We start from the raw sequence: 23338 nt of genomic DNA on the forward strand, positions 1-23338 counted from the left end.
AGTTGGGCTGCTGGCTGCTCCGGCCCAACCTCAAGCAGGTAAAGCGGCGCATGGACTACGTGGAGTATGGCGGTGCTTTGCTGCTCGGCGTCAACGGCATCTGCGTGATTACCCACGGCAGCTCCAAGGCGCCGATGGTCTACCACGCCATTCGCCTGGCCAAAGAGGCGGCAGAACAGAAAATCCTACAGCGGCTGCAGGCGGAAATGGTTGACCCTCGCGAACCTGAATCCAACCCCAGGCGGCGCACCCGGCCCCTTCAGGTCTACTCTGGCTCTGGCCCGGAAGTGTTGCCGTTGGGATCCCTGGAAAGGACTTCCTCCCGCTGTCCCGAACCCGTGGAAGATGCCCAGCCATAGCCTCCCGACCGTGCGGCTGGTGGGGGCAGGGGCTGCCCTGCCGGATCCCTGCCTGAGCAACGACGATCTCGGCCAGATCGTCGAAACTTCCGACGAATGGATCTGGCCCCGCACCGGCATTCGTCAGCGGCGCATTCTCCCCCCCCATCTGAGTTTGGTGGACTTGGCGGCTCAAGCGGCGAAGGCTGCTCTGGATCGGGCTGGGATCCCGCCACAAGATCTGGATTTGATCCTGCTGGCCACTTCCACCGGCGTCGATCGGTTTGGCTCGGCCCCTCAGGTGCAGGCAGCTCTGGGAGCAACGCGGGCGGTGGCCTTTGATCTGACGGCAGCCTGCACAGGCTTTGTCTTTGCGGTGGCCACGGCAGCACAGTTTTTGCAAACCGGGCTGTATCGGCGGGCCTTGGTGGTGGCGGCGGATGTGCTCTCCCGCACGGTGGACTGGGCGGATCGCACCACCTGTGTCTTGTTTGGAGATGGGGCTGGGGCAGTGGTTCTGGAGGCGGGGGAAACCGGCGGGATCCTCAGCATTGAGCTGCGCAGCGATGGCAGTGGCAGCCAGCTACTCAGCTTGTCCATGGCTACAGAGGCCAAGCCCCTGGTGGGATCCCTGCAGGTGGGGCAATACCGCTGCTGCCCCATCGCCATGAATGGCCGCGAGGTCTACAAGTTCGCCGTCCAGGCGGTGCCGGAGGTTATCGAGAAGGCTCTCTTCCGGGCCGGGATCCCGGCGGAGGCGGTGCAGGGGTATTTTATTCATCAGGCCAACCAGCGCATTCTCGATGCGGTAGCCAAGCGTTTGCAACTGGATCCGCAGCGGGTGGCCAGCGTCCTAGAGTATTACGGCAACACCTCGGGCGCTTCGGTGCCAATTGCCTTGGCCACTTGGATCGAGCAGGGACGCTTTGGCGCCGGCGATCTGGGGGTAATGGCAGGCTTTGGTGCCGGCCTCACCTGGGGGGCGATTGTGTTTCGTTGGGGGAAGTGAATTGATGACCGTTGCCTGGATCTATCCCGGCCAGGGATCCCAAGCGGTGGGCATGGGAAGGGACTTGCGGAACTGGCAGGGAGCAGCCCAGAAGTTGGCTTTGGCCCGTGAGATGTTGGGATGGGATCCCTTAGCTCTGTCGGAAGACCAGATCCACCAGACCGGCTACACGCAACCGGCTTTGTTCACCGTATCGGCCCTGTTGACAGACTATCTCTACGCCCAGGGTCAGGCTCCTGCCTGCACTGCCGGCCACAGCCTGGGAGAATACAGCGCCCTCTATGCTGCCGGCGTGTTTGATTTCGAGACCGGCCTGCGGCTGGTGGCGCTGCGGGGCCAACTGATGGAAGCCGCAGGGGATCCCCCGGGCAGCATGGCGGCAGTGATGGGGTTTGACCGCGACAAGCTAGAGCATCTGTGCCAGATGATCCCCGATGTCACCCTTGCCAACGACAACAGCCCGGATCAGGTGGTGATCAGCGGCTCAGTGGAGGGGGTGCAAGCCGTCTGTGAGCAGTTGCAGGCCAAGCGCACCGTTCCCCTCAAGGTAAGTGGCGCCTTTCACTCGCCCTTTATGAAGGCTGCTGCCGAGGAGTTTGCCCACACCTTGCGCGCTGTTGACTTTCAGCCGCCGCGAGTGCCCGTCTACAGCAACTGCACTGCCACCGCCAGCCGGGATCCGCAAGCCCTTAAGCAGGCGCTGCTGGCCCAGATGACTGCCCCTGTCCGCTGGCGAGAGACGGTGCTGCACATGGCTGCCGACGGCATCCAAGAGGTGTGGGAAATCGGCCCCGGAAATGTTCTGACGGGCTTGGTGAAGCGAACGGTGCCGGCCCTGGCGCGGCGCACTGTCAGCAGCCTCAGCAGTTAGTGGATCTGTTTTTAACGGGAAAGAGCTCTGTCCCGCTAACGCGACCGGGATCCCTCCGGGTGGGATCCAACCGGCAGGCGACCCCGGGCCGGAATCTGTCCCAACAACACCTGCAGCAACGCCTGTAGAGAGACGGGGGTAGTGCCGTAGCAGGCCAAGTAAACCGGGATCTGGGGCAGGGCAAAGGCATCGTAGGGGGATCCCAAGGCCAACCCAATCACCTTTTCCGGCGGAAGGGATCCCAGCAGCAACCTCTGCGCCGGATGCCGCCACGTCTCCAGGGATCCCACCAGCACCTGCGCAGCCCTTTGAGCCCCTTCTTGGGCAATCCGCTGCTGTTCGGGGGTGGGATCCAGAGGGATGGAGAACACTTGGGCAGCGGGACAGGCTTTTTGCAGCAGCTCCCCCAACAAAGGTACAGGGGTGATAAGCAGCGGGTCAGGGGCCAAGGGAGGCAGGGATCCCCGTACCAGGGTGATGCTGTCTTGGGCGATTTGGCGGGCCAGCGCCTGGTGGCTTTCCAGGGTGGAAGGGGGGAAAGGGGGGCAGGGGGATCCCAGCCTGTAGCGCCGCTTCAAGGCCAAAATCCGCTCCACTGACCGATCCAACTGCTCAACCGACAAACGACCGGCACGGAACTCCCGCAGCAGATGGGCATAGGCTTCTTTTTGGATGGCCGGGGTAAAGCCGGGATCTGCCCCAAACACCAGCACATCGGCTCCTGCCCTAAAGGCCAGTTCTGCCGCTTCGGGAATGCCGTAGGTGCGGGCAATGGCCCCCATGGTCAGGGAATCTGTCAGGACGAGACCCTGGAAACCCAGCCTCTGCCGCAGCCAGCCCGACACCACCTCAGGGGCCAGCGTTGCCGGTCGCACGGATCCCAGAGCCGGCATCACCACATGCGCCGTCATCATCGCCTCTGCCCCTGCCCGGATCAAAGCCTGAAACGGGCGCAATTCCGTGGTCTGTAGCGCCTCCAGAGGGCGATCCACCCGCGGCAACCCCAGGTGGGAATCCATATCGGTGTCCCCATGGCCGGGAAAATGTTTGGGCGTACAGAGGATCCCGGCTTGCCGATAGCCGCGCCACAGGGCGAGGCCGTAATCTGTCACCTGTTTCGGGTCTGACCCAAAGGCTCGGATGCCGATGATGGGGTTGTGGGGGTTGCTGTTCACGTCCACAACAGGGGCGAAGTTGAGGTTAAACCCCAAACTTTTCAGCTCCGTTCCCACCGCACGGGCCATAGCTTCCGCCTTTGCCAGGGATCCCGCTGCTGCCACTGCCATGGCGCTGGGGAACACCGTCACCCCCTCGGTAAGGCGCACCACCGGCCCCCCCTCTTGATCAATGGCTATCCACAGGGGGACAAGGGCTTGTGCCTGAGCCGCGGCAATGAGCTGGGCCACCTGAGGCAACGTTTGAATGTTGCCGGCAATCGAATAGAAGATCAGCCCGCCCACGTGGTAGTCCCGGATCATCTCCTCGAGAGCGGAGGAAAACTCAGCTCCCTCAAAATAAACCAGAAACAGTTGCCCCACTTTCTCCTCAAGGCTCCAAGCCCTGGGATCCACTGCGGCAGCGGGACGGGGTCCTATCGAGCATGTCAAAGCAGATGTCCTTGGGCGTCGCTGCCAAGAAAGCCGGTCAGGATGAGCCTGAGGCTAGCATACCCTGAAGTGGCTCTTGCAGGTTTAGAGTGGCGATTGACTTGTAGTTGTGGCCATACTGGAGGGATGGCGTAAAGAACTGTAACCTCAGCAGTACACCAGAGTCATCTTGAAGTGCAGTGATGAAGTGCAGTGAAATAGTGCAGTAAAATTGTCTCTAAGGCGTTCTTTGTTCTTTGTGTTGGTTCTAGCTCCCCTTTCTCCTTAAAAAAAGAGGAGTTGTGAGTGAGAGAAAACCTACCCAAACATTACCTATGGTCAAAACAATCTTCAAGACAATCTCCTCTTCCACCCTGGGGTCGATGATGTTGCCTTTCTCCTGCCGCCAGCTTTGGATAACTGCCTTTCCCGCGTTGGCTGGAGTTACGGTGGCTATTGGCGGCCTTGGGGCGGGAGGATCCCTGTGGCAGGCGGGAGCAGCAGGTTTGGCCACGGGGATGACGGGCTATGTGGCTTCTGCTCTATCTGGAAGCGAGGCCAAAGCCAAAATCCAGCTTCTAGAGCACCTCAAAAATCAGCAGAAGCAAAACGAAATCACTCCTTCAGACCTACAGCAATTGCAAAACGAGTTGGCCAGTCTGCGTGCTGCCCTTGAAGATTGGGCAAAAGTCCAGCAGAATGGAAAAGCTGCTGCCAAAACTCATGAGAATGCTCATTCGCAAGCTCAAACTGCTCAGCTCCATTTTGAGGAGATAGAGACCCAGATCCAATCTCAAAAAGAACGGCTTTCTCAGTTACGCGCAGAAGAGCAAAGTCTGAAAGCCTCGATTGGAGATTTACAAGCCAAGAAACAGAAACTCATTCAGTCCCTTAAGGAGGGCATAGCCAAGGTAGAACAACTCCAATCAAAACAGAATCTCCTGAAGCAGGATATTGCCCGCTTAACCCAGGCTTGTCGGTCAACAGGCTCTAGTAACTCCATTAAACGGTCACCTATGCCCGCGAAAGGATCTTCAGACGTATCTCTTGGCTCGGCCCGCATGACCAAAACTGCCGCCGGCGTCGCATGGGCCGACAAATATGACGAAGTCTTTGCAACCCTCGAGGAGCGAATCGACAACCTGGAAGATAGCGCCAGAGCAATGGCAGAACTGGCATCGATGGAAGGCAACGGTAGCCGGTAGGGGCAGACATCCCATCCCAATAGCACCGAAACGGTTCACAGCTCTGGCTCGCCAAAGCCCCGCAGAGGGTGAGCGTGTTCTGAGGGGATCAAGCCCTTGGCCTGCACCAATACCCCAAAGCCCCCCAACCCCATGGGATCCAGCAGCGCGTGAAGAGCATGTCGCCGCCGCAAAACCTGGCCCACATCCACAGCTTCGCCATCAACCGGGTTCCCCATTTGGCTAAGGGCGGCCAGCCGCTCGGTCAATCCCAGGTTCACCAAAAAGTTGCTCTGCCGGGTGAACCCCAGGCATCTTAGCCCCAGAGATTCTCCCACTTGCTCTAGGGTGGTAAAGTCCACATGAGCGGTGAGATCCTGGGATCCCACCCGAACATAGGGATCCGTGTAGCTGCCGTGCTGTCGATAGGCCAGGAGCGTACCTTGGGCGCGGTGGGGGCTGTAGTAGCGCTGGGCGGTGTGGCCATAATCGATGGTGAGCACGTAGCCTCGCCGCAGCTTGCGGGCCAGGAGCTGCAGCCACTCCAAGGCTTTTAGGTTCACCTCGGTTTGGTAGCCCGACGGATAGGTTTCTACAGGGATCCCCAGACGGGCGAAGTACTCTCTTAGCTCAGGGGTGGACAGATCCCCCAGCACTTCGCGGAAGTCGGCTTCTGCAGCCTCGCCGCAATCGACATAGATTTCTCGCAAAGCCCCATCCTGTACCTGCACCCGATGCACCGGAAAAGCATCCACCAGCTCATTGGAGAAGAAACAGCCTGTGACCGACTCATCCGGGATCCCGTCCCAATCCAACCAGCGCACCTTCTCCCCAAAAGGAGCCAATCGCTCCTGTTGGAGCCGCCGCAGGTGGGCAGAACGCTCCAGGATCCCATATTCCAGTGCCTGCCAAAAAGGGGGGTTAGCGGAGCGCACGTAGGTCAGCCAATCCTGGGCCAGGCGACTGCTGCCCGCCCCCATCTCGATCACCTTGAAGTCAGGGGGGGATCCCAAAATGTGCCAGAACTGAAGGATCTGCTCTGCCAACAGTTGGGCAAAGTCCGCCGCCAGGTGGGGAGAGGTGAGGTAGTCGGGGCCAATCGGGGATCCCTGCTCGTAATAGCCCAACCCTGGCTCGTAGAGAGCCCACTCCATAAACTGGGCAAAGGTCACCGGTCCCTGAGCGCGAATGCGGCTGACAATCAACTCCCGCAACTTCTGCGTGGCCTGAGGTGTCGATAGAGAAAGACTCGGGTCGCGTAGGTGTTGCTCAGGAGCGATCACCACAGGTGAGGATTCCAGGGATCCAGACTTACTCAACTCAAACTTACTTGTTCAGGGGACGACGCCAATTTTGGCGAAACTGACGGTTTGAGAGCAGCAGCACCGGCCAGAGGGCCGATACCAGCCACTTCCCAGATCCCGAATAGATGCGATCCGCCTTGCGGGCCGAGTACCAAACTCCTCCTGCGTAGATTGCCAAGAGCAAAAAAGGCCACATCTCAACCCATCCTATTCAACGCTGCTCACCGAGTCAGGGATCCCCAATCAGTAGGCATCCTGCAGCTCATAGAAGTCAGGCGTGATGTAGTCCTTGCGCAGGGGCCAACCTATCCAGTCTTCCGGCATTAAAATCCGCTTCAGGTTCGGGTGTCCCTCGAAAACAATGCCGTACATGTCGTAGGTTTCCCGTTCCTGCCAATCCGCCGACTTCCAAATCCAGTATACGGAAGGCAGCCGTGGATCGTGGCGAGGCAACTTTACCTGGAGCCGCACCTCCTGAGGGCGATCCGCCCCGTCTGACAGCTTGATCAGGTGGTAAAGGCTGACCAGTGGCTGCCCTGCCCCCAGGTCATACCCGCACTGGCACTCCAGGTAGTTAAAGCCGTAGGCATAGAGGGCGGTACACAGGGGCAGAAGAAAGTCCCGCTCCACCTCCAACAGCTCTACCCCCGCTGCGTCTCTCCCCAAATACTGGTGCTCGAAGCCGTTGTCGGCCAGAAACTGGGAAACCGGGCCCCGCTCCAACGTCACCAAGGGTTCCGACTGCTCGCCTACCGCTGGCGGCGCTTGCTTTTCTCGGGCATTTTCCTCTGCCATCTCACATCCCTCCTCGCAAGGCTTTGAGCTGCTGTTCCGCCCGCTTAAAGTCGGCGGTTTGCAAGGCCGGGGGCACTGGCAAGCCAATGGCCGCAGCCAGCTCTGGCGGGGGAGCTTGGCGGGTCTCGCTCTCCAGATACTTGCCGGTGATGATCTCCGGCACAGGCTTGAGGTTGTGCTTAACCGTGTAGTAGCGGTGGGTTTGCTGCAGACGGCCTCGTTCCCGCATGTCCTCGGCGGCGATCTTCTTGCGCAGCTTGACAATGGCATCCATGATCGCCTCTGGACGAGGGGGGCAGCCAGGAATGTACACATCCACCGGGATCAGCTTGTCCACCCCCCGCACTGCCGTGTAGGAATCGGAGCTGAACATGCCACCGCTGATGGTGCAAGCCCCCATGGCAATCACGTACTTCGGCTCAGCCATTTGCTGGTAAAGCTTGACCAACGCCGGCGCCATTTTCATGGTGACCGTACCTGCCGTGATGATCAAATCAGCGGTGCGTGGCGAAGAACGAGGCAGCAGGCCAAAGCGGTCGAAGTCGAAGCGGGATCCCAGCATGGCGGCAAACTCGATGAAGCAGCAGGCGGTGCCGTAGAGCAGCGGCCAGAGGCTGGACATCTTAGCCCAGTTGTACAGGTCGTTCACCGTCGTCAGAACGACGTTGTTGGAGAGGTCGGTAGTCACCTGGGGGGCAGCCCCCGGAAACAAGACTTGCGATTTCTCAGACGTCATGACCATTCCAATGCTCCTTTTCTCCAGGCGTACACAAGACCCACCACGAGGATGGCGATGAAAATCAGGGCCTCCACAAAGGCCAACAGCCCCAAGCGGTGGAACGCCACTGCCCAGGGATAGAGGAACACCGTCTCTACATCGAAAATGACGAAGACCAGCGCGAACATGTAGTAGCGAATGTTGAACTGGATCCAGGCTTGCCCAAACGGCTCCATGCCCGACTCGTAAGTGCTGCGCCGCAGGGATCCCCGCCGCTTTGGCGCCAAGAGTGCAGAAGCCCCCAGAGCCAAAACCGGCAGCAGAGAGCAGAGGATCAGGAAAACCAGCAAATACTCGTAGCCGGACAGAACAAACACGACGCCAGACCGCCTCAGTTGCTCAACATTTAGATACGTTTCCAGTATAGAGCCAGTCTGTGGCTCCCCTGCGCCACGGGATCTTCAGTTCTATTGATGATCATGATTGTTGGGAGCGGCGTTTCTCCAGCCAACCCCACACTCCGCTCACCACCGCCCCGGCTATCAGGATCCCCAAAGCTGGCTGAAACAAAGGCAGCCAGAGCCGCATCCAAAGCTTGTACCCCAGTGGGATCCCGACAAAAGCTCCCGTTACGGAAAAGACAAACCAGACAAACCCGGCGAACACCAGAAAGACAACAGCAATCAGGAAGTTATCCAGCCAGCGCTTAAAGTCAGAGGAAGTCATGGGGATTGAGGTAGAGCAGCTTGAAGGAGACCTAGAGGCAATATGAGAACCGAACTTTTTGGCTACCCAATGCCAATCATCTCAGCAGCACTTGGGAAGATCCCACGTGCGCCTTTTGTGAGGGTGAGCCATGCCGACTCGGTTCTTGCCCGCTGTGAGCACAACTCAAAACCACGGTAGCGCCAGTAGGATTCCACGGCCAGCCTACCAGCAACATTAAGCGCGAGTCCCATTCTGCCGTTTGAGCCGCTCAGCTTGGAGATGACTCCCAAGTTGGCTGGCTGCCGTTGGCCCTTCACCAGTTGTTGACTTGTCAAGATATAGTGGTGAAAAATCTGCCTATACACAACCTGTAGCGTTAAGCCGATGTCCATCTCCTCTGGTTCTTCTTTTGCAGACCGCTTACGACAGGTGATCGGCGATGAAGCCGTTTATGCGTTTGGGCGACGGGCCGGAATTAGCGATACTGCCTTGCGCAGCTACCTGAAGGGATCCGTGCCCAGCATTGACAAGGCCGTGAAAATTGCCCAAGTGGGCCAGGTCAACCTCAATTGGCTGATTACAGGGGAGGGATCCCCGCAGTTGCATCCCGACGCGAAAGCAGAGTATGTGTATGTGCCTTTTGTCGATGTAGCCGCCTCTGCCGGAGCGGGGGTGTTGGTGCGGGAAGAATCGATCGAATCGGTGATTGCTTTTGAGCGAAACTGGCTGCGGACGCACTTGAAGGGAAACCCTGCCGATCTAAGTCTGATTCGGGTGCAGGGGGATAGCATGTCTCCCACGTTGGAGGATGGCGACTGGATCTTTGTGGAGCGGCAAGAGGGTGGAGACCTGGGCTGTGAAGGCATTTACGTCTTTCAGATGGATGGGGATCTGTTGGTCAAACGACTGCAGCGCCTGCCCGGATCCCAGGTGAAGGTGATCAGCGACAACCCCCGCTTTCCCCCCTTTGTGGCGGATTTGGCGGATCCCATCAACGGCCTAACCCTCATAGGGCGTTATCGAGGTCGCATCAGTTTTAATTAGCCTCTGGCAGCAGATGGCGGGAAGTGGCAGTTGGACCGACCGAGAATCCCCTTGGCGAGATCGGGTCGCCGGTTAGGATGGGTCTTGAGGGTTGAGTTGAGAGGAGTTCCTGCTCCTTGCCTGCGCCCATCCAGCCGGAGGTTTGCCTGCAATGGCTCGTTCGTCCCAGCTCCTAACAGTCGCTCTCCATTCCCTAAGCGGGATCCTCTTGGTCAGCAGCGGAATCTGGGTCGGGATGGTGCTTCCCCAGCAGGCCCAACCTCAGCCCCAGCCGGAGACCAACATCTCTCCCACTCAACCCGCTTCTCCCACACCACCGATCCTGCCCACCTTGGCCCCGCCCCAGGCCAATCCTCCGGTGGCCAGCCCAACAGCAGATGCAGATCCAGAGGAAAATCATGAGAGCCCCACGGATCTGGAGGCAGAGATTCGGGAGATCCGCCAGCAGGTGATCCAGCTCTTGATCAGAATTGAGGAATTGGAGTCGCGGCTGCAACGGCTGCGTTCTCAAACAGGCCCTGAGCCTATCAGGGAATCTTCCACTGCTGCTGAGATCGCTCCAGGGGCAGAAAGCGCCTCTGCGCCCACCCCGGCTCCGACCACAACGCCAACCTCCTTTCAGGTGGGAACCCAAACCATCAGCCTGCCGGGCGATTTGCTGTTCGATTTTGACAAAGCCGAGATTCGACCTGAAGCAGCCTCGCTGTTGGCCCAGGTGGCCAAGTCCTTGGAAGCTATGCCCGGCGCCCGCGTTCAAGTGAATGGCCACACCGATAACATCGGGCCCTTAAACTACAACTTGGCTCTTTCCCTGCGCCGCGCCAATGCGGTTAAGGACTATTTGATAAAACTGTTGCCGGAAGGCCATCCCATCAGTTGGACAACCTCTGGCTTTGGTCCCACCTTGCCCGTTGCCGATAACGACACAGAAGCCGGACGGCAGCGGAACCGCCGTGTGGATTTGGTCATCGCTCCCTAGCTGCACCCCCCCCAAAGTGGGGGATGACACGTTCTAGCAGGGCTCTGGTCTAGAATCTGGTAGGGTCAATCCGGCCAGGATTGATGGGCTTGAGTTCAATCCTCATCGTTGGGGTTCGGTTTTGAACGCAGCAGGGATCCCTCTGGACAAGAGGCAAACGTTTGCGCTGAGGGTTGACACAACCCTGGACGCGCTTGACCAGGTTTTGACCTGGTTTGAGTCTTTCCGAAATGCGGGCATCCCGGATCCCATTTGGGCGGAATGTCAGTTGGCTTTGGTAGAGGGGTTTACCAACGCCGTTCGCCACGCCCACCGCGCTCTGCCGGAAAGTACGCCCATCGACATTGAGCTGCTGCTGATGCCGCAAGGGCTGGAGTTGCGCATCTGGGATCAGGGGCAGGAGTTTGATCTGGAGGGATTTGCTCGGAACTTGTCGGATCCCACATCGCCCAACGCCAATCTTGAGTCCGAGGGGGGACGGGGTATTTTGCTGATGAAAGCTCTCTCTACTCACCTCAGCTACAGCCGCCAAGCGGATGGTCGCAACTGCCTGGTGATCGGCAAGCGCTTCGACGATCCTGTTCGAGTCTGTCGGTGCCGGGCCTAGGCGAGCAAGCCGCCGCTTAACTTGCGAATGGCCGAGCTGGCTACATCGCTGTAGCGCAGTTCACCGGCCAGGATCTGGCCCATGCGCCGAGTGGCTCCCGGTCGCTTAACGCCCACCCTATAGCCCACGCCCGGAAAGCGATAGAACAACGCCGCAATCCGCTTGGCCCAACGCATCTCGGAGCCCCATTCCTGCTGGACGCGGGCGGAGTAGTTCTCCAGAGCTTCTGTATCCCCACCCAGGGCTTGATCGATGGCCTGGGCCGCCAACATGCCGGTGAGAAGGGAAGGGCGGATCCCTTCGGCGGTAAACGGATCGATGACGCAGGCGGCATCTCCCACCAAGAGGGCATTTTGGGTGTGTAGCGGTTGATCTTCGTCCCAGAGGCAGATGGGATGGCCAAATGGCTTGACCGATTTCAAGTCCACACCAAAGCTTTGGGCATATTGGGCGGCAATTTCCCGCAGGTTTTGTTTTTCTCCACCCCGAAAGGTGCCCGCTCCAATTGAGTAGCCATCGGCCTTGGGGAAGTTCCAGATGTAGCCATTGCTGACGGCGCCGAAGTCAAAATGGGCGGCTGCAGTTTGCGGCTGCGAGAGGGGCACTTCTGCTTCCAAGGCGGCAGCCAGGCGACGACGGCGTTCCTGAAAGCCCAGCCACTTGGCCATCGAGCCTTTTGCCCCATCGGCCCCAATCACGTACCGACCCCAGACTGGGCCGGCGGATGTCATCACCTGCCAGTGGTCACTTTGCCACTCAAGGCCGGAGACGGGGCATTCTGCCTGGAGCGCAGCCCCTTGCTTTTGCGCCTGCTGAATCAAGTAGTGGTCGAAAATATCCCGCCGCACCATCCAAACGGGCTCTTTCAAATCCAAATCGACCACCACCGGATCGCCGCCGCGCCAGGTGTAGCGGATTTGCCGGATCTTGAGGGAAATGGCGGGGCCAAAGTCGAAGTCAAACCAAGCCGCCACCATAGGAGAAACTCCCCCCCCACAGGGTTTGTAGCGGGGCAAGGGATCCTTTTCCAGAACCAGCACTGAGCGTCCCCGCTTGGCCAGATGGTAGGCAGCAGATCCGCCGGCGGGGCCAGCCCCGACGATGACACAGTCGTAAAGTTGCGGCATGGTTTTCGATCTGCAAGCCCCCTTGACCGGGGTTCTGGTTACCAGAAGAACTGCCCAAAAGAATTATATTGGGTCTACGAATGACGGTTACAAGGGATCCCTTCACAGCAGCCGGCTAGACAGAAGACGATGCGAATTCGATGGCAGCGGCTTGCCAGCCAGCCCTCAACTTGCTACTGTGCCGCCTGCGGAAAGCGTTTTGCGGGCGGGAAGCGAGTTCGTCACCTATTCAACGATAAGGGGTTGGATCTCGGCCCCCTTTGCCCAGCGTGCTTTGCCCTTCCCCCAGAGCAGTTGCGAGAACAAATCCGCCGCTACGCCTATTTGATTCGCCTAAATCGTCTGCGGGATCCCGGCAGCCAAGACCACGCCCATCATCTGGAACAAGCGGCCCGGGAGCGCTCCATTCGGTATCCGGGCCTGTGGGGCTGGCTGCGGCAGTGGTGGTAGCGTTGGCAAGGGCATTGGGCATTCTGGAAAAGATGCAGGAAAATCAGGAGAGGTTGCCTTCGGGATCCCAGACCCGTTGGCTTGTTTGCTCTCGTTGGTTGAGGAGCCCCCATGCACGACCTGGACAGTTTGCCAGAACCAGTAGCCGATGCCTTGATCAAAAGCCTGCTTACGGATGTGGAACGGCTGATCAACCAGCACGGCCTGTCAGAGGTTCTGGTGGGGTTGGCCATGTATTGCAACGTGCAGTTCAAGGCCAAGTTCAATAAGCCCAACCGCACGGAGAAGGATGAGGAGTTGGGGTTTTATTTCCGCGACGCCGCCAAAGCTCTAGAGGTGGCTGCCAGCCTTACCTATCGCACCATCGACCGCTCTCAATCTGCCCGGCCCAGCACCTAGCCACTGGGATCCCTTTTTAGCTCTCACCCCCAACCTCTCTCAGGAAGAAAAAAGGGAGCCGGCGATCCATTGAGGATCTTAAGGATCTTGGGGTGGCAAGGGATCCCCCTGGGTTTTTATGCTGGTGGGCAACAAGTTGCATTGAGGCTGAGCGTGAGAATCGTCTGGGAACGCAGCATTTACGGGGGCAATGGCCGAGTGCCCTGCATTATCTGTGGGGGATGGGCCAACCCCATCCAGAAAAAAGGGCACCAAGTGTTGCTGGCGGTGGTCTACAACGACCGCGGGCAAATCTACGGGGAAGTCTGCCGCAGTTGTCTCAGTTTGGGGGCCAAAGGCATCAAGGAGTGCCTGCAAGAGCGGATTGCCCGCCTGCGCAAACAACTGGAAGACTTGGAAGAGCTGGAGCAGGGAGAGGTGCAACTGCCCACACTGGAGCAGGAGTTGAGTGCCTATTTGGATTGACAACTACACCTTCTGCCGTTCAACTGGGATCTGCAGCCAACGGCTTAGCTCCACGGCCAGCCACTCCAACTCTGGCTCTTGCAGATCCTTTAGCTCGTACTTGCGGTTGCCCGCCCAGACGTTCAACTGTGGGCTTACCTCCACCCGATCCCCACCGGAATCCCGTCGGGTATGGCGTGGGATCAGCTCCAGCCGGTCAATATCCCATCGCCGACTGGGGGGAACATTGCCAAACCTCAGGCCAAACACCTCGTGAGCCAGGCGAATGTATTCTGTGTCGATCCGTAGGTGGGCCTTGCCGAATAGACCGTAGAGGATCCCGCCCACCATCCCCAACCCCACCGTCCAGAAGGGCAGGGTGAACAGGCCAAACACCAAATTGGCCGGAAAAGGCGCAAGCACAACCGACGTGATCGTGAAAAAGGTGATGAAGGAGTTCCAAGCGATGGCGAAAGGCAGCAACGCCAAAACACCGATTTGCCGGGCCGGGATCACCACCTGAAAGGTCTGTTCGGACTTGTGCAGTTGAATCCGGCTGCCTGCTGGCTGTCGAGTAGGGACTGCTGCTGCGTCTGAGGGAATCAAGGCGGGACGACGATCCAAATGCTCCAGCGCCTCCAGGGCCTGCCGGGCGGAAGCGGGACGATCTGCCGCCAAAGGTTCCGTCATCCACCGCAGCCAGTCGCGAAAGGGCGGGCTCAGTTGCACCGCTTGCTCGAACACAATCCGGGCTCCCTCCTGGGGCAGATCCGCCGGGTGTTGGCCGGTGAGCAGGTGGATTAGGGTGGCACCTAAGCTGTAGAGATCGGAAGCGGGCACGGTTCTGCCGCCAAATTGCTCTAGGGGCATGTAGCCGTAGCTCCCCACCACGGTGTAGGATCCCTGCTCCCGGGGGGCAGCCGCCTGAACCGAGCCAAGATCCACTAGGTACACCTGCTGGTCGGATCCCAAGAGAATGTTGCTGGGCTTGAGATCTCGGTGAATGACGGGGGGATGGAGTTCGTGCAGGTAGACGAGAATGCGCAGCAACTTTTGCGCCAGATCCCGCACCTCCGGCTCGGCAAAGCGCCGCCCTTGCTCCATCCACTCTTGCAAAGAGGGGGCGTCGATGTAGGTTTGCACCAGGGCCAGGCCCCGTCCTCCCTCAAAGCTAACCTCGAAGTGGTCGCGGTATTGGGGAATGGCTGGATGGGAGAGGGTCTGCAGGATCTGGGCTTCCCGCTCGAACAGCTTCAGGTCGGCCCAATCGAAGTCTGGCCCAAAGAGCAGCAGCTTGATCACCACCTGTTCCGAGGTGAGCAAATCCTGGGCCAGATAGGTGTGTCTGCCGCTGCGCTTGCTCAATCGCCGCTCTGGTCGATAGCGCTGGTGCCAAATTGGGCCCTCTGGAGTCATACCCTCTCCTCAGGTCCGACCCTGCTGGTTGCTTCAGCTTTAGCTTATCCTTGTCCCTTTCGGATCCCTGCCGCCGCGCCCCTCAAAAACCGACTAGAGTGAGTGAAGAGATGTGAAGTAAGCTCTCAGGTTATATGGCCTCGAACCTGAAGATTCAAAAAATCCTCTATGTGCGGCTGCCCTGCAACCCCATTTTTCCCATTGGGGTGGTTTATTTGGCCGATCATGTCCACAAGCTGTTCCCCCAAGTTGAGCAGCGCATCTTCGATATGGGCACCTTTCCGCCCTTGGATTTTCGCCGCCGCATGCTGGAGCAAATCGATCAGTTTCAGCCGGATTTGCTGGTTTTCTCTTGGCGAGATATTCAAGTCTATGCGCCGGTGAACGGGCGGGCCGGCAACCTGTTGCAACACTCTTTTGAGTTTTTCTACGCCCGCAACCCCCTGAAAAAATTGCGGGGATCCCTGAATAGCCTCAGGCTGGTGCTGGCCTACTATGGCGAGATTTGGCGCAACACCCGGCTGGTCTGGCAGGGGATCCGCAGAGCCAGGCGCTACAAACCTCACGCTGAAGCGGTGCTGGGAGGTGGGGCAGTCAGCGTCTTCTATGAACAATTGGGCCGCTATCTGCCCAAAGGCACCATCATCTCGGTAGGGGAGGGGGAAACCCTGCTGGAAAAAGTGATCCAAGGGCAAAGCCTTGCTGCAGAGCGCTGCTATCGGGCCAAGCTGGAACAGCCTCGCCCAGGTTTGATCCACGAGCCGCCCCAACCTCTGCAAAAAACCGCCTGTGATTACACCTACATCACCGCCATTTGGCCGGAAATTGACTACTACTTAGAAGGGGGCGACTTTTACATTGGGGTACAAACCAAGCGCGGCTGCCCCCACAACTGCTGCTACTGCATCTACACCGTCATCGAAGGCAAGCAGGTGCGCCTCAACCCTGTGGATGAAGTGATCCGAGAAATGATGCAGTTGTACGAGCGAGGAGTGCGAAACTTTTGGTTTACTGACGCCCAGTTTATCCCTGCCCGCCGCTACATTGAGGATGCGGAGGAATTGCTGCAGAAAATTCTTGATGCCGGCATGACCGATATTCGTTGGGCTGCCTATATTCGGGCCGACAACCTCACCCCAAAGCTGGCCGAGCTCATGGTGAAAACTGGCATGAGCTACTTCGAGATCGGCATCACCAGCGGATCCCAGGAGCTGGTGCGCAAAATGCGCATGGGCTATAACCTGCGCACGGTACTGGAGAGTTGCCGCTACCTCAAACAGGCAGGATTTAACGACCTGGTTTCGGTCAATTACTCCTTTAATGTTATCGACGAGCGACCGGAAACCATTCGGCAAACAGTACGGTACCATCGCGAGCTGGAAGCCATCTTTGGTCGCGACAAAGTTGAGCCGGCCATCTTCTTCATCGGCCTGCAACCCCACACTCATCTAGAAGATTTTGCTCGCAAAATCGGTGTTATCGACGACCGCTTTAACCCCATGCACATGACTCCTTGGACGGCGCGCAAACTGCTCTGGAACCCAGAACCCCTGGGATCCTTTTTTGGGGAAGTGTGTCTGGAAGCCTGGGATCGCAACCCCCATGATTTTGGCCGCGAGGTGATGGATATCCTGGAGCGTCGTCTTGGCCTGGCAGAGTTGGAAGAAGCCCTGAGCGCGCCTCTAACAGGGGTTTACGTGTCTTAGCTCTTGGGCCAGCAGCCTCGCTGAACCGGGCAGGATATGCTGGTCCGAAAGGAGGGATCCCTGTTGGGGTAAGGTGGCTGGCCTTCGAAGGCAGCCGGTTCTCCCTCTGTTCTGCAACCAACTGCTCCCATGCCTACTCTGCCTGCTTCCCCCACCTACTACCAACAGCTGGGGCTTTCTCCCCAAGCCAGCCTGGAGGAGATCAAAGCTGCCTACCGCCAGCGGGCACGCGAACTGCACCCGGATCGGTTGCCTGCCGATATCCCCGCAGGGTTGCGGCAGTTGGCCCAGCGGGAGTTCCTCCAGCTACAACACGCCTACCGAGTTCTCAGCGATAGCCAGCAGCGTCGGGCTTACGATCTCAGCCTCATGTCCAAACCCTTGCCTCCTCATGCGCCGGTGCAGGTGGTGCTTGAGCCGACTGCGACCTCTGTCAGTTGGCTCGCCCTCTTGAGTGCTGGACTGATAGGGGCTGCTCTGTGTTTGGCGGGCTTGGCCCTTTGGAATGCCCTCAACCCGGCCCAAGACTTGGACGCAGCCGGCAGAGTGGCCCTCCAGGCTCCTGCCAACCCGGATCCCTCTCCCTCGCCCAGGCCAGACTCCGGATGGGATGGGGATCTGCCCGCAACCTCTTCAGAGACGATGACCTCGGCCCCGGCTAGTCTTTCTGAAGCCACCTCTCCACCTTCTTCTGAGCAGATTGACCGCTTTGCCCGCACCCTCCTGGCGGTGCAACCTCTTCTGGAGAGCACCCAAAATCGCCTCCAACAGGCCAACAGCAGCGAGGAACGTCGGCAAATCGAACAACAGTTTGAGGCTGCTGCTGCCGAGATCATCGTCGCCCATCAACTGACCCCAGAGGACTATCAGCGCATCTCCGCCAGCGCCCAATTGGATCCGCAGGTGGCAGCCGCCATCACCGCAGCCGTGCGCCGTTGGAGGTCTCCGTCGCGCTAGCGGGACAGGGCCCTTGCGGCCAGCCGTGGAGAAAACACCTCGTAGATGACGGTCAAAGGCTGGCCCCTGTGCAACAAAAGATAATGCCTAGCCCAGAAGGGACCGGGACACTGCAGCAGCCGGGCAACCGGGTCTGCCTCGCCGTGGTAAAGGCCGCGCAGCTCGCGAAAGGTCTCCAGTTTTTCTTGGATCAGATTTTGGCCAATGGGCCGATCGGGATGGGGCAAGTATTGAACCAGATGTTCGGAGTTCCACCAAGAGGTGGCATAGAGCAAGGGCTGTTGAGAGGTTGCCCCGCACAGCCAAACCCGCCGCCGCATCAAAGGGGATCCCAGCCGCCCCAAATCTCTGGCCAGCTGTTGCATGGACTTGGGGGCAGTGCCCTGCTCTGCCTGTAAATCAACCCGGCCCGTGTCCAGCAGATGAGCCTGAATCGGCTCTTGGATCAAGGCAGCAAGATTACGGGTGGTAAAGCCATCCCCCAAAAGCAGCAAGCGCAGCACGGGATCCACCTGCACCAGCTCAGGCTGTACTGGGTCTGGCTCCCCCTGCCAATGCAGCTGTAGAGGCCACCAATCGCCTTGGCCAGAGGAGACATTGCCCAAAGAGCCATCTGCAGAACGGAGAGCAGCGCTCCAAGGGGATCCGGCAGCGTCGGCATGGTAGGTGAGGGGAGAAGGGGAAAGTTCCAAGGCGGCGGTTCAGTTGTTAAGTTCTGTATCGCCCCTAGTCTAACCCACCCACCGTCTCTGCTCCGAGGACTTTCGTGACATACTCCGGCACTCATGCTGATGCACAGAGGGCGGGGCTTCCCGGCGGTCTAGCTAACTCGTGCCCGGCTGAACGAGCAGTCGCACCACCCAGGGGACGACCACGACGACACTGATCAGGCGTGCCAAGTGCATGACCACCACTGTGCTGGTTTGGGCTCCCATGTCCAGGGCTATCAGGCTCATGTCGGAAATGCCTCCTGGAGCTGTGCCCAAGATGGCAGTCAAGCGCTCGATCCCCAGCCAACGGGAGATCAGGTACCCCGACAAGACCCCCGTGCCCACCGCAATCACTGTACAGAGCAGGGCTGGTCGCCACAGATCTTTCAGGGCCAAAAGCGTATCGGCAGTGAGCTTAGTACCCAAAAGAATGCCCAACACCACCTGCATGGCAAAACGGATCCCGGCTGGGGGAGCGGGAATTGGGATCGCCCCCCAGACATTCACCAGACCCACCGCCACCATGGAGCCCACCAGCGCTCCTGCCGGAAGCCTCAGCTTGACCCCGATCAGGGCGCCAGCCAGCCCGATCAACACCGTCCAGAGATAGCTCATCATTTGGGCTTAGCTTTGAGAAAAGAGGAACGCCGTGAGTCCGGGCTTGGCCCAACCCCTCTACGGCACTGGGCACAGACGCCGTAGAAGTCAAGCACATGGTACTCGATCGCAAATTGGTATCGGCTGGAAAGCTGTGCCTCCAAATCTTCCACCGGACAATCGGGCAAAGGCACCACCCGCCGACATTCGGTGCAGATCAGGTGATGGCGGTTGTGGCCATTGCTGGGCAGAACCTGGTAGTAGGTTTGCTGATCTCCCAAGTTGACCGCCTGCAGCTTGCCCTCATTGCGCAGAGCATCCAAAACTCGGTAAACCGTGGCCAGACCGACGGTGTGGTTGGCATTGCGCAACTCCAAAAAGATCTCTTGCGCCGAAAGGGGTTGTGAACGATGCTCTAGCACCTCCAGAATCAATTTCTGGTTGCGGGTCTGGCGGGAAGAAGACATGATCCCTTCGTGTAGGTCGTTCTTGGGGGTCAACGCTCAGCGTCTGCCTCAGCTTTCATGCGCTCTAGGGTCTGGTGCATCTGGTCAAACATTTGGGTCAGGGAGAGCCCAAACCCCCCAAGCTGAGTTTGCAGTTGTTTGATGGTCATTTGAGCCATAAAGTCGTCGGAGAGTTCCAGCCGCTTCATGAAAATGCGCTGGCGCTCCAGCAACTCCTCCATCTGTTCGATGAAGATTTTTTTGCCTTCCCGGTCGAATTGGCCGTACCGTTGACCAAGCTGCATCAGGTTTTGGAAATCCTGAAACAGTTGCTTGGCTTCCTCTTGGACGATCTCAGAGTCGAAGAAGCTCATGGCCTTCCGTTTGCCCTGAATAAACTGCATTGGGTATACCCATCCTATCCGAATCCGATTGCCTCAGCAGGAGGCAACCCCTCCTGCGAGTACGGGATCCCGCCCTTCTGGCTCAGGATAGACTCTGGCTTGTTTGCCTCGGTGTCCGGTATGCTTCCGTTTCCTTGCGTTAAGGCTTACACTCAGCCGGCTGTGGCCCGGCGGTGGTGCGAACGGGTGCAGGGATCCCGACCTCTGTTTCTGGCCTGCTTGGGGTTTACCGAAACGGCTCTTGTTCCGGGCATTTCGGCTGCCGGCGCTACCCCCTCCTTGCGTCGCTACACAGCTCTTGCCGATGGGGAAGTGTTGCTGGCGGGCCATTCTCACCGCTTGCCCACCTCTCCGGATGGCTATCCTTCCCCAGTGGTGATCAGCTGCGCCATCCTGAGGGAGTTGGGGATCCCGTGCCGAGTGTTCGATTGTGGCTTGCCGGAACCTTTGCCGGGGGCAGAAATGGTGAGCTCTGGGGGAGTGGCCCGCTGCTTGAGCACAGGACAGGCTCTGTCTTTGGAGCAGGTGGGATCCCTTTGGCAAGAAGGGTACGACCGCGGATCCCGGCTGGAGCAAGGCTACTGTGTGATTGGGGAGTGTGTGGCAGGGGGCACCACCACGGCGCTGGCGGTGTTGTTGGGACTGGGGTGGGCAGCAGAGGGCATGGTAAACAGCAGCCACCCGGTCTGCAACCACGCCCAAAAGCTGGCCTTGGCCCGGCAGGGATTGGCCCGTCTGCCAAGGGGAGCTTCTGCTGCTGAGGTGGTGGCGGCAGTGGGGGATCCCATGCAGCCCTTTGTGGCCGGGTTGGCGATGGGCGCAGCGCAACGGGGAGCGGTGCTGCTGGCAGGGGGAACCCAAATGTTGGCGGTGCTGGCCTTGATGCAGCGCTGGGGGGAAGAGCAGGGGATCCCTTGGCCCCCGGAGAACGTGGTTGTGGGAACCACCCGCTGGGTGGCAGAGGATCCCTCGGGCAATACGGTGGCCTTGGCAGAGTTGTTGGGGGTTGCTCCCCTTTTGGCCACCCAACTGAGCTTTGCCAATAGCCGCTATCTGCCTCTACAGGCTTACGAGCGGGGCTATGTCAAGGAAGGGGTGGGGGCGGGTGGGCTGGCCATTGCCAGCAGCCTTTACGCCGGTTGGGGCCAAGCGGAGCTGTTGGCAGCAGTTGAGCGCAGCTACGAACGCCTGGTGCTTCAGGCCGGCTCCAAGGGGGCCATGGTCAACCCCTCCCGCAGCAATTGCTGATGGTAGAGCTCCGCCTGTTCTTGAGGGCCGACCCAAACAACTGCTTGCCCTTCGGCATCCACCTGCACGGTCAGTTGCCGCGCTAGGGGCAAAGTCATGCCGGGGATGTATTTCAGCAGACATTCCGTAACGTGCTGAAAGGTATTGAAATCGTCATCCAAGACGATCACCTTGAAGTGGGGGTAGGGCTGGCGAACCTGGGTTCTCGAGGGCGAGAACTGCTGAGCAGGTCGAGTTGGAGCTTCCGTAGTCATAGCAGAAGAGATCGACACAACTACCGAGTAACTTGGGTCTCTCAGGGGTGAGAAACCGGTCGCTTCTGATGATCTATCTCTATCTAGTTTCTAGTCTAATTGGCATCTTGTTGGCAGCTTGTGTCTGTATTCGGATCCCTTGTCGGTCGTTGGCGTCAGCGATAGAGCATGGTTCCTCTAAAGCTCTTCCCGCAGCGGGCGGCGGGGCTTTTGCCCGCCGAAGTGGCGCTCGAAATACAGGGCAGTGGCCCGGCGTAGAATCCCGGCTTGGGCAAGGGCCTGACACAGGGATCCCCCTGGCGGCAGGTGCTTCTGGATCTGTTCGATTTGGGTGGCACTGACCAATCCAGAAGCCTTGAGGTAGTCGGCCACGTGGCGTCCCCCTGCCAGTTGAACAGAGTAGCCCCCTTCGCTGAAAAATTTGACGGTCTCCGGCTTGAGGCCACTGTGGTGGGCCAGCACATCTGTGAAAGTGCCCCCTGCCTTTTCCCAAGCGTGAATGACGGTTTCGATGCCGGCATTGTCGATCAGGCCAGCCGCCCGCAATTGGGTCAACACCCGCTGTACCCAGGGGGTGGCCCGCTGCAAGGCTTCCAAGTCCTCTTCCCCCAAATACTGCTGCGGGGGCAATTCGCTTTCTGGGGCACTCAGTTCCGCTGCCCAGTCGGCTATGGTCAGGGCCTTGAGATCCTCTGTCTCTGGCCGGGCTTTCTCCGAAGCTGGGGTCGGTGCAGCTGCAGGTGGGGAAGTTCGCCGGGCTTCGGCTAGCGCTGCGGCTAGAGCACGGTTTTCCGCTTGGGCCGCCTGCAGTTGGGCCTGGAGCTGGCTCACTTGGGCTTGGGCTTCCTGCAAGCGATCTTGAGTTTCTCGCAGTTGGGCTTGGGTTTCTTGGAGCTGCACCTGCAAGCGGTGGGTGGCCTCGGCAGCTTCTTGGCGAATGTGGGCCAGGTCGGCAGTTAAGCGCTGCTTCGTAGACTGGGCCAGTTGGAGTTGGTGTTGGTGCTCCTGCAGCGACTGGTTCAGGGCAGCCACTTGGGCTTCCATTTGCTGCAGAGCATGACGCAGGTGGGCCTGCTCTTGGAGCTGCTGTGCCTGATCCTGCTGTATCTTCTGCTGCTCCTGCAGTTGGGATCCCAGCTCTTGCAGCTGGTGTTTGGCTTGAGATTGCCATTCTGTCAGCTCGTGGCAGCGGCGACGTAGGATTTCCAGCTCTGCTTGGGCGGCTTGCAGTTGCGCGGATCCCTGAGTTTGCTGGGCTTGGAGTTGCTCCTCCAGTTCCCGAATGCGCTGTTGGGCAGCCTTTTGTTGTTCTGTCTCCTGTTGAATTTGGGCTTCCAATTGGACAATGCGCTGCTGCTGCTCCTGCTGGCGGGCTTGATGGTCGGCAACCTGCCGCAGCGATTGTTCGACCAGGAGCTGTTGCTGCTGCCGCTGCTGCTCCAGTTGCGCTTCTAAGATGGCAATTTGCTCTTGGTAGCGCTCCAGCTGGGCTTTGTATTGCTGGGTAACTCTGTAGGTCTCTTGGGCTACCTGTAGAGGGGAGACATAAAGAGGGGGCTGATCGGGAATGGTGGACCACTGCTCCACCATCACCTCCCAACTGTTGGCAGCTCCTTTCTGGCGCCGCAGCCGCTGCTGCTTGTCCAAGGCCCATTCCAACCAGTGGGGTTGTACCCAGCCCTGCTGCACCAAGATCTCCCCCAGCTTGCGCTCCGGGTGCTGCCGCTGCTGAATCAGAGCCTGATGGATGTGCTCCAGCTCCAGATACCCATGCAGCATCAAGATCTCGCCGATGCGCACCAATTCGACCGGAATCAATGGGTAGAGATCTCGGGGGGCAACCCAGCCGTGCTGCATACACAGCTCCCCCAACATCAAGGGGGTATCGGCCTTTTCCCACATGGCCTGAGCCAGTTGGGCGGGGGTGAGCAGTCCTGCTCGGTTGAGCGCTTCTCCCAAGCGGATCTCAAACTTTTCCTGCTCGATGGCGGTTGGGGTGGGGCTGGTCGGCGGATTCATTGGGCCTCTCGGACGGGA

Annotated in this window: 27 protein-coding genes and 1 pseudogene; 13 read left to right on the plus strand and 15 right to left on the minus strand. The window is 59.1% G+C overall.

Translation table 11 applies throughout. The annotated features are described in order from the left end of the window. From NW838_RS04000 to fabD, 3 genes and pseudogenes are all read left to right on the plus strand, one after another. Positions 1–359: pseudogene (locus tag NW838_RS04000) on the plus strand (phosphate acyltransferase); the annotation flags it as partial. After that, entirely contained in the window at positions 346–1347 is a 1002-nt protein-coding gene (locus tag NW838_RS04005; protein WP_414427543.1) for a beta-ketoacyl-ACP synthase III, read from the plus strand. The pseudogene NW838_RS04000 and the gene NW838_RS04005, both read left to right, overlap by 14 nt. 4 nt (positions 1348–1351) lie before the next feature. Next, positions 1352–2218, plus strand: a complete 867-nt coding sequence (fabD, locus tag NW838_RS04010) for an ACP S-malonyltransferase (protein ID WP_414427544.1) — start codon at positions 1352–1354, stop codon at positions 2216–2218. 35 nt (positions 2219–2253) lie between these two features. On the opposite strand, the gene NW838_RS04015 is transcribed toward fabD, so the two are convergent. Next, on the minus strand, positions 2254–3756 hold the full coding sequence (locus tag NW838_RS04015) for a glycoside hydrolase family 3 protein (RefSeq protein ID WP_414427545.1): 1503 nt from the start codon (positions 3754–3756) through the stop codon (positions 2254–2256). A 383-nt stretch (positions 3757–4139) separates the two neighbouring features. On the opposite strand from NW838_RS04015, the gene NW838_RS04020 reads away from it, so the two are divergent. Continuing rightward, entirely contained in the window at positions 4140–5009 is an 870-nt protein-coding gene (locus NW838_RS04020) for a hypothetical protein (protein WP_414358116.1), read from the plus strand. 35 nt (positions 5010–5044) lie between these two features. On the opposite strand, the gene NW838_RS04025 is transcribed toward NW838_RS04020, so the two are convergent. The 6 genes from NW838_RS04025 to NW838_RS04050 form a co-directional block, all read right to left on the minus strand. Continuing rightward, a complete protein-coding gene (locus NW838_RS04025; protein WP_414427546.1) occupies positions 5045–6307 on the minus strand; it encodes a class I SAM-dependent methyltransferase in 1263 nt (420 codons plus the stop codon). Positions 6308–6314: 7 nt separating this feature from the next. Further along, positions 6315–6488 carry a hypothetical protein gene (locus tag NW838_RS04030; RefSeq protein WP_011433903.1) on the minus strand — a complete coding sequence of 58 codons (174 nt, stop codon included), beginning with the start codon at positions 6486–6488 and terminating at the stop codon, positions 6315–6317. 47 nt (positions 6489–6535) lie between these two features. Further along, positions 6536–7087 carry an NAD(P)H-quinone oxidoreductase subunit J gene (locus tag NW838_RS04035; RefSeq protein WP_414358109.1) on the minus strand — a complete coding sequence of 184 codons (552 nt, stop codon included), beginning with the start codon at positions 7085–7087 and terminating at the stop codon, positions 6536–6538. A gap of 1 nt (position 7088) precedes the next feature. Continuing rightward, complete coding sequence (locus NW838_RS04040; protein ID WP_414358107.1) at positions 7089–7829, minus strand: NADH dehydrogenase subunit K; 741 nt, start codon at positions 7827–7829, stop codon at positions 7089–7091. Then, positions 7820–8182: a photosynthetic/respiratory NAD(P)H-quinone oxidoreductase subunit C gene (gene ndhC / locus NW838_RS04045; RefSeq protein ID WP_414331498.1), complete on the minus strand. Its 363-nt coding sequence runs from the start codon at positions 8180–8182 to the stop codon at positions 7820–7822. Before ndhC ends, NW838_RS04040 begins: the two co-directional genes overlap by 10 nt. Positions 8183–8282: 100 nt before the next feature. After that, positions 8283–8531 (minus strand): hypothetical protein, encoded by a 249-nt coding sequence (locus NW838_RS04050; RefSeq protein WP_414427547.1) that lies wholly within the window; start codon positions 8529–8531, stop codon positions 8283–8285. Positions 8532–8897: 366 nt separating this feature from the next. Here NW838_RS04050 and NW838_RS04055 point away from each other — a divergent pair, with 366 nt between their 5' ends. The 3 genes from NW838_RS04055 (at position 8898) to NW838_RS04065 (ending at position 11143) form a co-directional block, all read left to right on the plus strand. Beyond that, on the plus strand, positions 8898–9557 hold the full coding sequence (locus NW838_RS04055; RefSeq protein ID WP_414427548.1) for an XRE family transcriptional regulator: 660 nt from the start codon (positions 8898–8900) through the stop codon (positions 9555–9557). Between the two features lie 151 nt (positions 9558–9708). Further along, positions 9709–10536 (plus strand): OmpA family protein, encoded by an 828-nt coding sequence (locus NW838_RS04060; protein ID WP_414358103.1) that lies wholly within the window; start codon positions 9709–9711, stop codon positions 10534–10536. A gap of 121 nt (positions 10537–10657) precedes the next feature. Continuing rightward, on the plus strand, positions 10658–11143 hold the full coding sequence (locus NW838_RS04065; protein WP_414380530.1) for an ATP-binding protein: 486 nt from the start codon (positions 10658–10660) through the stop codon (positions 11141–11143). On the opposite strand, the gene NW838_RS04070 is transcribed toward NW838_RS04065, so the two are convergent. Then, complete coding sequence (locus NW838_RS04070; protein WP_414352097.1) at positions 11140–12270, minus strand: geranylgeranyl reductase family protein; 1131 nt, start codon at positions 12268–12270, stop codon at positions 11140–11142. The two genes, NW838_RS04065 and NW838_RS04070, sit on opposite strands and share 4 nt — an antisense overlap. Positions 12271–12399: 129 nt before the next feature. Between NW838_RS04070 and NW838_RS04075 the strand changes: the two genes are divergently transcribed. The 3 genes from NW838_RS04075 to NW838_RS04085 all read left to right on the plus strand — a co-directional run bounded on the left by NW838_RS04075 (position 12400) and on the right by NW838_RS04085 (position 13584). Then, positions 12400–12720: a hypothetical protein gene (locus NW838_RS04075; protein WP_414358100.1), complete on the plus strand. Its 321-nt coding sequence runs from the start codon at positions 12400–12402 to the stop codon at positions 12718–12720. Between the two features lie 111 nt (positions 12721–12831). Beyond that, positions 12832–13119, plus strand: a complete 288-nt coding sequence (locus NW838_RS04080; RefSeq protein WP_011433893.1) for a hypothetical protein — start codon at positions 12832–12834, stop codon at positions 13117–13119. 153 nt (positions 13120–13272) lie between these two features. Then, on the plus strand, positions 13273–13584 hold the full coding sequence (locus NW838_RS04085; protein ID WP_414331199.1) for a hypothetical protein: 312 nt from the start codon (positions 13273–13275) through the stop codon (positions 13582–13584). A 3-nt stretch (positions 13585–13587) separates the two neighbouring features. Here the strand turns inward: NW838_RS04085 and NW838_RS04090 are convergent, their stop codons facing one another. Then, complete coding sequence (locus NW838_RS04090) at positions 13588–14979, minus strand: serine/threonine protein kinase (RefSeq protein WP_414427549.1); 1392 nt, start codon at positions 14977–14979, stop codon at positions 13588–13590. 134 nt (positions 14980–15113) lie between these two features. On the opposite strand from NW838_RS04090, the gene NW838_RS04095 reads away from it, so the two are divergent. Both NW838_RS04095 and NW838_RS04100 read left to right on the plus strand, forming a co-directional pair. After that, positions 15114–16685: a photosystem II high light acclimation radical SAM protein gene (locus NW838_RS04095; protein ID WP_414357551.1), complete on the plus strand. Its 1572-nt coding sequence runs from the start codon at positions 15114–15116 to the stop codon at positions 16683–16685. A gap of 129 nt (positions 16686–16814) precedes the next feature. After that, positions 16815–17642 carry a DnaJ domain-containing protein gene (locus tag NW838_RS04100; protein WP_011434132.1) on the plus strand — a complete coding sequence of 276 codons (828 nt, stop codon included), beginning with the start codon at positions 16815–16817 and terminating at the stop codon, positions 17640–17642. Here the strand turns inward: NW838_RS04100 and NW838_RS04105 are convergent. The 4 genes from NW838_RS04105 to NW838_RS04120 form a co-directional block, all read right to left on the minus strand. Then, on the minus strand, positions 17639–18334 hold the full coding sequence (locus NW838_RS04105) for a chorismate pyruvate-lyase family protein (RefSeq protein ID WP_414413202.1): 696 nt from the start codon (positions 18332–18334) through the stop codon (positions 17639–17641). The genes NW838_RS04100 and NW838_RS04105 overlap by 4 nt on opposite strands. Before the next feature lie 132 nt (positions 18335–18466). Then, positions 18467–18970 carry an AbrB family transcriptional regulator gene (locus NW838_RS04110; RefSeq protein WP_414330730.1) on the minus strand — a complete coding sequence of 168 codons (504 nt, stop codon included), beginning with the start codon at positions 18968–18970 and terminating at the stop codon, positions 18467–18469. Further along, the gene (locus NW838_RS04115) at positions 18967–19416 is read right to left on the minus strand and encodes a Fur family transcriptional regulator (protein ID WP_414357549.1); all 450 of its coding nucleotides are present in this window, start codon (positions 19414–19416) and stop codon (positions 18967–18969) included. The genes NW838_RS04110 and NW838_RS04115 overlap by 4 nt, the downstream gene beginning before the upstream one ends. Before the next feature lie 29 nt (positions 19417–19445). Further along, positions 19446–19769 carry a DUF1825 family protein gene (locus tag NW838_RS04120; RefSeq protein WP_011434128.1) on the minus strand — a complete coding sequence of 108 codons (324 nt, stop codon included), beginning with the start codon at positions 19767–19769 and terminating at the stop codon, positions 19446–19448. A 150-nt stretch (positions 19770–19919) separates the two neighbouring features. Here NW838_RS04120 and cobT point away from each other — a divergent pair, with 150 nt between their 5' ends. Continuing rightward, positions 19920–21047, plus strand: a complete 1128-nt coding sequence (gene cobT / locus NW838_RS04125) for a nicotinate mononucleotide-dependent phosphoribosyltransferase CobT (RefSeq protein ID WP_041436788.1) — start codon at positions 19920–19922, stop codon at positions 21045–21047. Here cobT and clpS read toward each other — a convergent pair. Both clpS and NW838_RS04135 read right to left on the minus strand, forming a co-directional pair. After that, positions 20996–21301, minus strand: coding sequence for an ATP-dependent Clp protease adapter ClpS (gene clpS, locus NW838_RS04130; protein WP_011434126.1), 306 nt, complete (start codon positions 21299–21301; stop codon positions 20996–20998). The genes cobT and clpS overlap by 52 nt on opposite strands. A 177-nt stretch (positions 21302–21478) precedes the next feature. Beyond that, positions 21479–23320: a hypothetical protein gene (locus NW838_RS04135; RefSeq protein ID WP_414427550.1), complete on the minus strand. Its 1842-nt coding sequence runs from the start codon at positions 23318–23320 to the stop codon at positions 21479–21481. Positions 23321–23338 lie beyond the last annotated feature (18 nt).

The organism is Synechococcus sp. R55.2, assembly GCF_047462075.1.
In the GTDB taxonomy this organism is placed as follows: domain Bacteria; phylum Cyanobacteriota; class Cyanobacteriia; order Thermostichales; family Thermostichaceae; genus Thermostichus.